Annotated in this window: 9 protein-coding genes and 1 other RNA gene; 4 read left to right on the top strand and 6 right to left on the bottom strand. The window is 70.1% G+C overall.

Annotated features, from left to right (window positions below; genetic code table 11):
* Positions 1-3 precede the first annotated feature (3 nt).
* From asnB to ACGFIM_RS22885, 3 genes are all read left to right on the top strand, one after another.
* Positions 4-1,833 (top strand): asparagine synthase (glutamine-hydrolyzing), encoded by a 1,830-nt coding sequence (asnB, locus tag ACGFIM_RS22895; RefSeq protein WP_393203324.1) that lies wholly within the window; start codon positions 4-6, stop codon positions 1,831-1,833.
* Positions 1,834-2,059: 226 nt separating this feature from the next.
* A complete protein-coding gene (locus tag ACGFIM_RS22890) occupies positions 2,060-2,875 on the top strand; it encodes a thioesterase domain-containing protein (protein WP_393203322.1) in 816 nt (271 codons plus the stop codon).
* Positions 2,860-4,011, top strand: coding sequence for an acetyl-CoA carboxylase biotin carboxylase subunit family protein (locus tag ACGFIM_RS22885; protein ID WP_393203320.1), 1,152 nt, complete (start codon positions 2,860-2,862; stop codon positions 4,009-4,011). The genes ACGFIM_RS22890 and ACGFIM_RS22885 overlap by 16 nt, the downstream gene beginning before the upstream one ends.
* 442 nt (positions 4,012-4,453) lie before the next feature.
* On the opposite strand, the gene ssrA is transcribed toward ACGFIM_RS22885, so the two are convergent.
* The 5 genes from ssrA to ftsE form a co-directional block, all read right to left on the bottom strand.
* Positions 4,454-4,837: a transfer-messenger RNA gene (gene ssrA / locus ACGFIM_RS22880) on the bottom strand.
* Between the two features lie 341 nt (positions 4,838-5,178).
* The gene (locus ACGFIM_RS22875) at positions 5,179-7,029 is read right to left on the bottom strand and encodes a penicillin-binding transpeptidase domain-containing protein (RefSeq protein ID WP_393203318.1); all 1,851 of its coding nucleotides are present in this window, start codon (positions 7,027-7,029) and stop codon (positions 5,179-5,181) included.
* Between the two features lie 49 nt (positions 7,030-7,078).
* Positions 7,079-7,546 (bottom strand): SsrA-binding protein SmpB, encoded by a 468-nt coding sequence (smpB, locus tag ACGFIM_RS22870; RefSeq protein WP_393203316.1) that lies wholly within the window; start codon positions 7,544-7,546, stop codon positions 7,079-7,081.
* Positions 7,547-7,593: 47 nt separating this feature from the next.
* Positions 7,594-8,505, bottom strand: coding sequence for a permease-like cell division protein FtsX (gene ftsX / locus ACGFIM_RS22865; RefSeq protein WP_393203314.1), 912 nt, complete (start codon positions 8,503-8,505; stop codon positions 7,594-7,596).
* A 20-nt stretch (positions 8,506-8,525) separates the two neighbouring features.
* Positions 8,526-9,215: a cell division ATP-binding protein FtsE gene (gene ftsE / locus ACGFIM_RS22860; protein ID WP_393203312.1), complete on the bottom strand. Its 690-nt coding sequence runs from the start codon at positions 9,213-9,215 to the stop codon at positions 8,526-8,528.
* Between the two features lie 202 nt (positions 9,216-9,417).
* On the opposite strand from ftsE, the gene ACGFIM_RS22855 reads away from it, so the two are divergent.
* On the top strand, positions 9,418-9,612 hold the full coding sequence (locus ACGFIM_RS22855) for a hypothetical protein (RefSeq protein WP_393203310.1): 195 nt from the start codon (positions 9,418-9,420) through the stop codon (positions 9,610-9,612).
* On the opposite strand, the gene prfB is transcribed toward ACGFIM_RS22855, so the two are convergent.
* On the bottom strand, positions 9,595-10,713 hold the full coding sequence (prfB, locus tag ACGFIM_RS22850; protein ID WP_393203308.1) for a peptide chain release factor 2: 1,119 nt from the start codon (positions 10,711-10,713) through the stop codon (positions 9,595-9,597). The genes ACGFIM_RS22855 and prfB overlap by 18 nt on opposite strands.
* Between the last annotated feature and the right edge of the window lie 31 nt (positions 10,714-10,744).

Genomic DNA, 10,744 nt, shown 5'->3' with positions numbered 1-10,744 from the left:
GCGATGTGCGGGATCGCCGGGTGGGTGGACTACGCCGCCGGCCCGACCGAGCGGGAGGGCGTCCTGCGCGCCATGACGGACACCATGGCGTGCCGGGGCCCCGACGCGGGCGGCACCTGGTCGTGCGCGCAGGCCGCGCTCGGGCACCGCCGCCTCGCCGTCATCGACCCCGAGGGCGGCGCGCAGCCCATGACGGCGCTCCAGGACGGGCGGGTCGCCGCCGTGCTGAGCTACAGCGGCGAGGTCTACAACTTCGCCGAGCTGCGCTCGGAGCTGGCGGGCCTCGGCGCGAAGTTCCGTACCAGGAGCGACACCGAGGTGGTGCTGCGGGCGTACCTGGCGTGGGGCGAGCGCTTCGCCGCGCGGCTCGAAGGCATGTACGCCTTCGCCCTGTGGGACGCGCGCCGCCGCGCCCTGCTGCTCGTCCGCGACCGGCTGGGCGTCAAGCCCCTCTATTACGCGCGTACGCCCGGCGGGGTGCTGTTCGGCTCGGAGCCCAAGGCCATCCTGGCCCACCCGGGCTTCGAGTGCGCCGTCGACGTGGACGGGCTGCGCGAGCTGTTCACGCTCGTCCGCACTCCCGGCGCCGCCGTCTGGCGCGGCATGGACGAGGTGCGGCCCGGCACCGTGGTCACCGTGGACGAGCGCGGCTGCCGTACCTCGGCCTACTGGCGGCCGGCCGCCGAGCCGTACGAAGGGGACGCCGCCTCCGCCGCGTCCACGCTGCGGGACCTGCTCGAAGGCGTCGTCGAGCGGCAGCTCGTCTCCGACGTCCCGCTCGGCGTGCTGCTGTCGGGCGGGCTCGACTCCAGCGCGGTCGCCGCGCTCGCCGCCCGGCGCAGCCCCACCCGCATCCGCTCCTTCTCGGTCGAGTTCGCCGGCCACGAACGCGACTTCCGCCCCGACGACGAGCGCCCCGACCTCGACGCCCCGTACGCGGCCCGGGTCGCCGAGCACGCCGGGACCGCCCACCTGCGCGTCGTCGTGGACAGCGCACAGCTCATCGAGCCCGGCCTGCGCACCGCCGTGCTGCGCGCCTACGACCGGCCGCCGCTGCAGTCCGACATGAGCACCTCGCTCTACCTGCTGTTCCGCGCCGTACGGCGGCACTCGACGGTCGCGCTGTCCGGCGAGGCCGCCGACGAGATCTTCGGCGGGTACGGATGGTTCCACGAGCGCGAGGCCGTACACGCCGGCACCTTCCCCTGGGTGGCCGGCGCCGTGCGCTTCCCCCGCTTCTCCATCCTGCGCCCCGAGGTGGACCGGCTCCTCGACACAGACGAGCATCTGCGGCAGTCGTACCGCGACGCGCTGGCCGAGGTCCCCGCCCTGCCCGGCGAGGACGCCGAGGAGCGCCGCATGCGCGAGGTCACGTACCTGCACCTGACCCGGTACCTGCCCCCGCTGCTCGAACGTAAGGACCGCATGAGCATGGCCGTGGGCTTGGAGGTGCGGGTGCCGTACTGCGACCACCGGCTGGTCGAGTTCGCCTACAACGTGCCGTGGAAGCTGAAGAACCCGGGCGGCGGGGAGAAGGGCCTGCTGCGCGCCGCCGTCGCCGACATCCTGCCGCCCGCCGTCCTGTCCCGGCGCAAGAGCAACTACCCCACCACCCGGGACAAGCGCTACACCGAGCTGATCCGCAACGAGTACCTGGATCTGATGGGGCGCCCGGAATCCCCCGTCTTCGACCTGGCCGACCGCCGCAAGCTCACCTGGCTGGCGCGGGACGCGGGCGGCACCGCCAGCGAGCTCTTCACCCGCCGGGCCCGCGAACAGGTGCTCGCCCTCGACCAGTGGCTGTCCCTCTACCGGCCCCGGCTGATGCTGTGAGGCACGCATGGACCAGATCTCCCGCGACCGCCGCGCCACGCTCCTCCGCCACCTCCGCGAACGCCGCCGCACCCTCCCACGGCCACCGTCTGAGCCGGGCGGCGTGGAAAACGCGGCGGGCGCGGACGGCGCGACCGGCGCGGACGACGTGAATAGCGTGGGCGGCGCGAATGGCGCGAATGGCACGAATGGCACGGGCGGCGTGTGCGGCGCTTCCGGGAACCCGGTGCCGCTCAAACGAACCGGGACGGGCCCGCCGCTGTTCTGCGTCCACCCGGCCGGCGGTTCGATCTTCTGCTACGCCGAGCTGGGCCGCTCCCCCCGCCTGACCTGCCCCGTGTACGGCCTGCAGGCCGAGGCGCTGGAGCCCGGCGGCCGCACGTACGAGAACGTCACCGCCATGGCGGCCGCCTACGTGACGGCCGCGGAGCGCGTGCATCGCGGCGGCGGCTGGCGGCTCGCCGGATGGTCCACAGGCGGCCTCCTCGCCTACGCGATGGCCTGCCGGCTGGCCGGGGCGGGTCACCGCGTGGACGCGGTGGCGATGCTCGACCCCCCGATCCCCGGGCCGGAGGGCGACTGGGCGACCGGCGGCATCGCCGTACTCGCCGACTTCATGGAGTACCTCTCCGACGTCACCGGCATCGAAACCGTCATGACCGCCAGCGAGATCGCCGCCCTCGCCCCGGAGAGCAGGCGGGCGAAGGTCCTCGCCCGGCTCGGCGCGTCGGGCGCGTTCCCCGCAGGCATGAACAGGCTGGAGCGGATGCTGGCCGTCTTCACCCACAGCCGCGAGATCATGGCCCGCTACCGCCCCGAGCCGTTCGACGGCCCGGTCCTGCTGCTCGCCGCCGCCGGCGAACCCGCCAAAGCGCGGCAGGCGATCGCCCTCTGGCGCTCGCTGTGCGGCGACCGGCTGCGGACCGTCGAGCTACCGTGCCGGCACGCCGGCCTCCTCAGACCACCCCACCTCACCACGGTCACGGCCGAACTGGCCCGGCTCCTCGACCCCGAGGAGGGCGACTCATGGCGAACATCCTGATCATCAATCGGCGCACCGACGAGTTCGCCGAGTACGACCGCTACATCGACCACGACAGGCATCGGGTCGCGTACATCACCGTCCCCGGCTGGCGGGCACCGCAGGAGGCGTACGCGGTCATCCGCCTGGAGTCGCTCGACGACGCCGAAGCGGTGATGGCGGCCGCCACCCGGTGCCACGCCGCACTCGGGAGCCTCGACACGGTGCTCGCGCTGTCGGAGCTGGACGTCCTCGCGGGCGCGAGGATCCGCGACCTGTTCGGCGTCCCCGGGCTCGGCGAGCGCGAGATGCGCAGGCTGCGCGACAAGCCGGCCATGAAAGAGGCCGTACGCGCGGCCGGCCTGCGCGTGCCGGATCACGCCCTCGTCCGCACCCCCGCCGACGTCGCGGCGTTCGCGGCGGGACGCGACGTCATGGTCAAGCCCCGCATGGGGGTGGGCAGCGTCGGCTGCGTCCGCGTACCGGCCGGCGCGGCGGCACCGCCGCTGGAAACCTGCATGGAGGCCGAGGAGTTCGTCCCGGGGCCGATCTGGCACGTGGACGGCCTCATGCGGGCGGGCGCCCGCGTCCTCGCCAAAGCGTCACGCTACATCGGCACCTGCTACGACCTGCTGCGCGGCCGGCCCCTCGGCTCGGCCGTCCAGTCCGGGCCGCAGGCGGACGACGTGCTCCGCTTCGCCGGCGCCTGCCTCAAAGCCCTGGACTTCGAGACCGGAGCCTTCCACCTGGAGATCATCGAAGCGCCCGACGGCCTGGTCTTCCTGGAGGTAGGGGCGAGGGTGGGCGGCGGCCCCATCCCGAAGGTCTTCCGCGACGTGTACGGCATCGACCTGTTCCAGGAGTGGATCAGACTGGAGATGGGCGAGGACGTATCGCCGCCGGCCCTTCCGGAAGGCGTCTGCTCCGGCTTCCTGATGGTCCCCGGCCGCCCCGGCCGCCGCGTCACCCGCATCTCCAGCCTGGCAGGCCGCATCGAGCACCTGTACGCCGAAACCCTGGCCCTCCCCGGCCACGAGTTCACACGGGACGCCGACGTAGACCGCGTGGCCGACTTCCACTTCCGCGCCCCCACCCCCGCCGCCGTGGAAGAGGCCATCGCCGAAACCCTCAACGCCTTCGATGCCGCCTTCGCCTGACGGCCGGCAGCACGTACCGACACCGCCCGCTCGCGGCGCAGTGCACGAGAGCCGGTGACGCCCCGCACCCGTCCGCGCGAACGCGACCAACCGGCACGCACAGCGCGAACGACCGGGCCCGACCGCGAGAGGCCGCGATCAGCACGCCCGGCACGCTAAGGCCGCCGACCGCGACCCCACGGACAGAGCGCACGCGCGGCCCCGAAGCACACACGCACGCAGCGCAGGCGACGCGAAGAGGCACGACACGACCGCCACACGCACGACACAGCCGGGAGGGAGTGCGGAAGAGCGCGAGCCGGACGAGCGCAGCGCGGAAGAGCACGAGCCGGATGAATGCAGCGCGGAAGAGCGCGGCGGGGCAAGCGGTGGACGGCCCCGGACACGCGAAACCGCCCCTCGCCGGCGGAAGGTCCGCGGCAGAGAGGCGGTTGCGGAAAGCGAGTGGAGGTGGCGGGAATCGAACCCGCGTCCTTCAACCCCAAGTCAGGGCTTCTCCGGGCGCAGCCTGCTGTGCTTTTCTCGGCCCCGGCGATCACGCAGGCAAGTCGCCGACGGGCTCAGCCACTGTTAGATTTCCCGATCTCCCCCGTGGCCGGGTCGATCGGTTGAGCCTTCTAACGATGCCAGACACCGGGCCGAAGGCGCTCCCGGGCTGACAGTGGCTTCGCTGATCAGGCAGCGAGGGCCAGGGAGTCCCTGGCCGCCACAGTGCTCTTGGAATTGGCACTTATTGTTTGCGGTCACAGGATTAACGAGGTTATGTCCGCAGTCCTCGGCCCGCTTCACCTAACTTGCAAGGTCAAAGTCGAAGCCAGTCACCCCCTGTGCAGTTGTCAACCATCACGGCCGGCCCCGCTGAGGATCGGCGCAACAGGAATGTACATCGGACAACGCCCCCGATGCCAACTTAATTCCGCGCCGTCGCGGGACCTCGCCGCAAACGCCGAAACCCCCGGGAGCCCGGCGCGAAGGCACGTGCTCCCGGGGGCCGACCGGCAGGGTCGAGCCGGTCCGGACGGCAGGACTTCCCCCGAGATGAAGTCCTGATCTCATCACGGCGACTGGGACCGCAACCCCCCGAGCGGGCCCAGTCACTCAGTAAGACGCCGGGGGACGCCCGGATGGTTGCTCAGCGTCACGACTTTTTCACGTTCGGCCGCGATGTCAGCCCGCAAGAGCCGCGAAGAAGTCTCCGGCCACGGCTGCGGCGTCGTGGTTCTTGGCCAGCACGGCGACGGCGACGTCACCCTGCCAGCCGACCCACCAGGTGAGGCCGCCCTCGGCGGTGGCGGTGATGCCGTAGACCTTGGACTTGCCGGCCTGCGCGGGCGTGCCGGCCGCACCGGCGCGCATCATCGTCTCCAGGGTGGCGCGCACCTTGGGCTCCATCTGCTCGGGCGCGGGCTGGGTCGCGGGCGGCGCCGTGGCGGTCGCGCTGGGCGTCTTGGGCTCGGTCACGAGTACGGGAGGCCGCCACGTGCCGGAGGCCACCGCGGCGGCCACCAGAGCCATGCTCAGCGGGCTCACCTGGACGTTCTGGCCCGCGATGGCCTTGGCCTTGTCGGCGTCGCTGGACAGCCTCGGCAGCTTGCCGCTGAACGACTTCAGCGGCAGCCGCCACGGCTGCTCCAGGCCCAGCGCCTGCGCGCTCCTGAGCAGGTCGTCGCCGGTGACGCGGCGGGCCAGCGAGGCCAGCGCGGTCACGCACCCCTTGGCGAAGTTGTCCTGGAACGAGGCCGACGCCGGCAGCGGGACGTTGCGGGCCGTCTGGACGAACTTGGCGCCGCCGACCGTGCGCTCCTGCGGGCAGGCCAGCCGCTGCTTGGGGCTGACCCCGGCCTTCAGCAGCGCGTCGGCCGCGATGATCGAGAACGCGGTGCCCGCGGGGAACTTCCCGGCCAGCGCGTTCCGCTCCTGGTGGTACCCCTTGCTGCCGACCGCGAGGATCTCGCCGGTGTCGGGCTGCACCGCGACCAGGGCGCTGGCCTGGGTCTCGGCCACCGCCTGCTCGGCCGCGGCCTGCACCTTCCTGTCGATGGTGGTCTTGACCGAGACGTTCTGCCGCCCCGGCCACTCCTCCAGCAGGGCGACCTGCCGGCCGGTCTTGAGATCGAGGGTGATCACCTTCGTCTCGGTGGAGCCGGTCAGATAGTCCTGGTACGCCTGCTGTAGCCCGCTCTTGCCCACCGAGTCGCCGGCCCGCTGCGGGCCGCCGAGCTTCTGCTCGGTCTCGGGTGTGAGCGCGCTGACGGTGCCGACGATCTGGCGGGGCGCGTCGGGGTTGACCGGCTGCTGCTGCGACACGACCTTGATGCCGTCGATCGCGCTCAGCTTGTCCCGCATCGACTGGTAGCGCGAGCGCCCGAACGTCACCAGCGGCACGAACTTGTCGGGCGGCGACGACCTGACCCGGCTCAGCAGGCGGTCTTGGGCGTAGCCGGTGACGTCGGACAGCCTGGCGACCACCTCCTCGGCCCGGTCGCCCAGCTTGTCGGGGACGACGCCGGCGACGTAGAGGACGGTGTCGGTCTGCAGCGGGTCGTTGTCGCGGTCGAGTACGGGCTGGCGCGGCTTGGGCTCGGTGTCGACCGCGAAGCGCTGGCCCTCCTTGAGCTGCGGGTGCAGCACGGAGGGCGACCAGCGGACCTTCCACATGCCGTCGACGAGGTGGAGCGGCAGCTTGCTGTCGTACTGCCACAGGGGGTTGTTCTCCCCGAGGTCGACCTCGGCGTGGAAGTCCGCCTCCGACTCGTCGCCGTTGACGCTGATGGCCGTGATCTTGAAGCGGAAGGAGGCGGCGTCGAGCTCCAGCTTGGCGTCCTCCAGCGCCTTGCGCACCTTCGCCGGGTCGCCGTCGGTGCGGCGGGCGGCCAGCTCGTAGTCCTCCGACTGCCAGCCCACGAGGAAGTCGCGCACCGCGTCGTGGGGTGACGACTCCTCGAAGCAGCCGGTCAGCGTCGTGCCGGCGAGCGCCAGCGTGGCGGTCGCCGCCAGCAGGCGACGGGCGCGGTTCATCGCCGTGCGCCTGAAAGGTCCGCGTCTCATCGGTCGCAGTGCCGCCGTCTCATCTGTTGCGGTAGCGCAGCGCCCGGGCCATCTCCCGCTTGGCCTGCTGCTCCGCCAGCGCCTGCCGCTTGTCCCAGTCTTTCTTGCCTCGGGCGACGGCGATCTCGACCTTCGCCCTGCCGTCCTTGAAGTAGAGGGTCAGCGGCACGATCGTCAGGCCGCCCTCCTTGACCTTGGCGGCGAGCTTGTCGATCTCCTTGCGGTGCAGCAGCAGCTTGCGCTTGCGCCGGGCCGCGTGGTTGGTCCACGTGCCCTGCGCGTATTCGGGAATGTGCACGTTGAGCAGCCACGCTTCGTTGCCGTCGATCGTGGCGTAGCCGTCGACGAGCGAGGCGCGGCCCTCGCGTAGCGACTTCACCTCGGTGCCCTGCAGCACGAGACCCGCTTCGTAGGTGTCCTCGATGTGGTAGTCGTGCCGAGCGCGCTTGTTCTGGGCGATGACCTTCCGCCCGGTCTCACGTGGCATGGTTCGACTTTACCGGCGACAGGGACGCTCGCAGCCCATGCGCACCGCTACACCCGCAGATAACGACGTAGCGTCACGAACGAGGCCAGGATACAGATCACAACACCGATGATCATGGTGATGGTGATCGTCTGGGCCAGGTCGTTCCAGCTGAGCTGAGCCGTGGCACCGCCGAAGAAGCCGACGATCTCCTCGAAGAGGAACACCTTCGCGCAGATCAGGATGACCGCCGCGAAGACTCCGCCGACCAGACCGGCGATGACGCCCTCCATGACGAAGGGGAGCTGAATGTAGAGGTTGGAGGCGCCGACCAGCCGCATGATGCCGGTCTCGCGGCGCCGGTTGAACGCCGACAACCGCACCGTGTTACCGATCAGCAGCGCCGCCGCGAGCACCAGGATGATGGCCACGGTCAGCGCGGCGAGCGCGAGCTTGTCGAGCATCTCGAAGAACGGGGCGATGAGCTGTTTCTGGTCCATCACCTGGGCCACGCCCGGCTGCCCGGTCACGGCCTCGATCACCGGCTGGTAGTTGTCGGGATCCTCGAGCTTGATGCGGAACGACTGCGGCAGGTCCTCCACCTTGGTCGCGTCGACCAGGGCCTTGTTCGTGGACGAGAACGACTGCTTGAAGTTCTGGTACGCGTCGGCCTCGTCCTCGAAGAACACCTCCTTGACGCCCTTGGTGCCCTTGATGTGCTGCTCGAGCGCCTTGATCTGCGCGGGCGTGATCGCCTTGCCTTTGCACTCCGGTATGGCCGTCCCCTTCTTGCACAGGAAGACGGAGATCTCGACCTTGTCGTCCCAGTAGCCCTTCATCAGCCCGACCTGGGTGTTGATCATCAGGCCGACGCCGAGCATCGCCATGCCGACCGCCACCGTGATGATCACGGCGATCGTCATCGTCAGGTTACGACGGAGGCCGATCCAGACCTCGGAGAAGATGAAATTCGCCCGCATGTCTTGTCTGCAGCTCCCTGTCAGTACGCCTGGCCGTACACGCCACGCGACTGGTCACGGACGATCTTGCCGTCCTCCAGCTCCACGACACGCTTACGCATGGAGTCGACGATGGCCGCGTCGTGCGTCGCCATGACGACCGTGGTGCCAGTCCTGTTGATGCGGTCGAGCACCTTCATGATGCCGATGCTCGTCGCGGGGTCGATGTTGCCCGTGGGCTCGTCGGCCAGCAGGATCATGGGCCGGTTGACGAAGGCGCGGGCCATGGCGACGCGCTGCTGCTCGCCGCCGGACAGCTCGTCGGGCATGCGGTGTGCCTTGCCTTCGAGGCCGACCAGCTCGATGACCTCGGGCACCACCTTGCGGATGAAGCGCCGCGGCTTTCCGATGACCTCGAGCGCGAACGCCACGTTCTCGTAGACGTTCTTGTTCGGGAGCAGCCTGAAGTCCTGGAAGACGCAGCCGATGCGGCGGCGCAGGTGCGGCACCTTGAAGTTGGAGAGGCGGCTCAAATCCTTGCCGGCGACGTGGATCGCGCCGGAGTTGGGCCGCTCCTCCTTCAGGATCAGACGCAGGAACGTGGACTTGCCTGATCCCGAGGGACCGACGAGGAACACGAACTCACCCTTGTCCACGTCAACGGATACGTGGTCGAGGGCGGGCCGCTTCTGGTTCGCGTAGACCTTGGTGACATTATCGAAATGGATCACGAGAGCATCACGGCATGCCAGTCTAGGGGTCAGGACGGAAGCGAGGGTGGCATATGCCCACTTCCCGCCGGGCGACCATCGGTTACGTCTTCTTTACTGATGATCGACGTTCCGATTGGCCAGACGACAGTCTAGGGGGAAGACTGGCATGGAACGTCCATAACGGAAACAAAACGATTGTGCGGCTAGACTTGGGGCTGTCATGAGTTGCGAACACCTCGTATGCGCGCAGTGCGCCCACCCCGTGATCGAGGGACGCTGCCCCATGTGCCGGGCGAGCCGGGAGCGGATGCACAACCACGGCTTCGCCGGGCTGTCACCCGCGCTCCTCGCGCTGCTCCTCGTCGCCCTGCTCCTGCTGACGCTGGCCGCCGAGCACCTAGTCGGCGGCGCCTGACTCCTGTCGCCGCATCCATCGGATCTCCGACTCGATGAACTCGTCGAGGTCGCCGTCGAGCACCGCTGACGGGTTGCCGGCCTCGGTACCGGTGCGCAGGTCCTTCACGATCTGGTAGGGGTGCAGCACGTAGTTACGGATCTGCGTGCCCCATGAGGTGGTCGTCGCGCCCCGCAGCTCCGACATCTTCTCGGCCTCTTCCTGCCGCTTCAGCTCCAGCAGCTTGGCCTGCAGGACGGCCATCGCCGTGGCGCGGTTCTGCAGCTGCGAGCGTTCGTTCTGGCAGGAGACCACGATGCCGGTCGGCAGGTGGGTGATGCGCACGGCCGAGTCGGTGGTGTTGACGCCCTGGCCGCCGGGGCCGCTCGACCGGTAGACGTCGACGCGGATCTCGTCCTCGTTGATGTCGATGTGGTCGGTCTGCTCGACGACGGGCACGACGTCGACGCCCGCGAACGAGGTCTGCCGCCGCCCCTGGTTGTCGAACGGGCTGATGCGCACCAGGCGGTGGGTGCCGTGCTCGCCGCGCAGCGTGCCGTAGGCGTAGGGCGCCTTGATGGCGAAGGTGGCGGACTTGATGCCGGCCTCTTCGGCGTAGGAGGTCTCGTAGACCTCGGTCGGGTAGCCCTTGCGCTCGGCCCAGCGGAGGTACATGCGCAGCAGCATCTCGGCCCAGTCGGCCGCGTCGACGCCGCCGGCCTGGGAGTTGATCGTGATGAGCGCCTCGCGGGCGTCGTACTCGCCCGACAGCAGCGTGCGGACCTCCAGCGCGCCGATGTCGGACCGCAGCGACTGCAGCTCCTTGTCGGCCTCGGCCCGCGTGTCGTCGTCGCCTTCCTCGGCCGCCAGCTCGTAGAGGACCGCCAGGTCGTCGAGCCGCCTGGCGATGCCCTCGACCCGGTTGAGCTCGCCCTGGAGGTGGGAGAGCCTGCTGGTCACCTTCTGGGCCTGGTCGGGGTCGTCCCACAGGTCGGGCGCGGCAACCTGCTGCTCCAGCTCCGCGATCTGCTTGCGCATCGCGTCGAGGTCGAGCACGTCCTGGATGCTGCGGAGCGTGCCCCGGAGCTCGTTGATCTCTTCTGCCGGATCGATGCCTGCCACGTCTCCCAAGGGTACGCGACCCGCGCGGGCC

The sequence above is a fragment of the Nonomuraea sp. NPDC049309 genome (assembly GCF_043196965.1).
GTDB lineage: Bacteria > Actinomycetota > Actinomycetes > Streptosporangiales > Streptosporangiaceae > Nonomuraea > Nonomuraea fastidiosa.
This window is presented reverse-complemented; position numbering and strand designations above follow the sequence as displayed.

Excerpts from the sequence above, each read along its gene's own strand:
- asnB (WP_393203324.1), top strand. The coding sequence starts at position 4 with ATGTGCGGGATCGCCGGGTGGGTGGACTACGCCGCCGGCCCGACCGAG.
- ACGFIM_RS22855 (WP_393203310.1), top strand. The coding sequence starts at position 9,418 with ATGAGTTGCGAACACCTCGTATGCGCGCAGTGCGCCCACCCCGTGATC.
- ACGFIM_RS22875 (WP_393203318.1), bottom strand. The coding sequence starts at position 7,029 with ATGAACCGCGCCCGTCGCCTGCTGGCGGCGACCGCCACGCTGGCGCTC.
- ACGFIM_RS22885 (WP_393203320.1), top strand. The coding sequence starts at position 2,860 with ATGGCGAACATCCTGATCATCAATCGGCGCACCGACGAGTTCGCCGAG.
- ftsX (WP_393203314.1), bottom strand. The coding sequence starts at position 8,505 with ATGCGGGCGAATTTCATCTTCTCCGAGGTCTGGATCGGCCTCCGTCGT.
- smpB (WP_393203316.1), bottom strand. The coding sequence starts at position 7,546 with ATGCCACGTGAGACCGGGCGGAAGGTCATCGCCCAGAACAAGCGCGCT.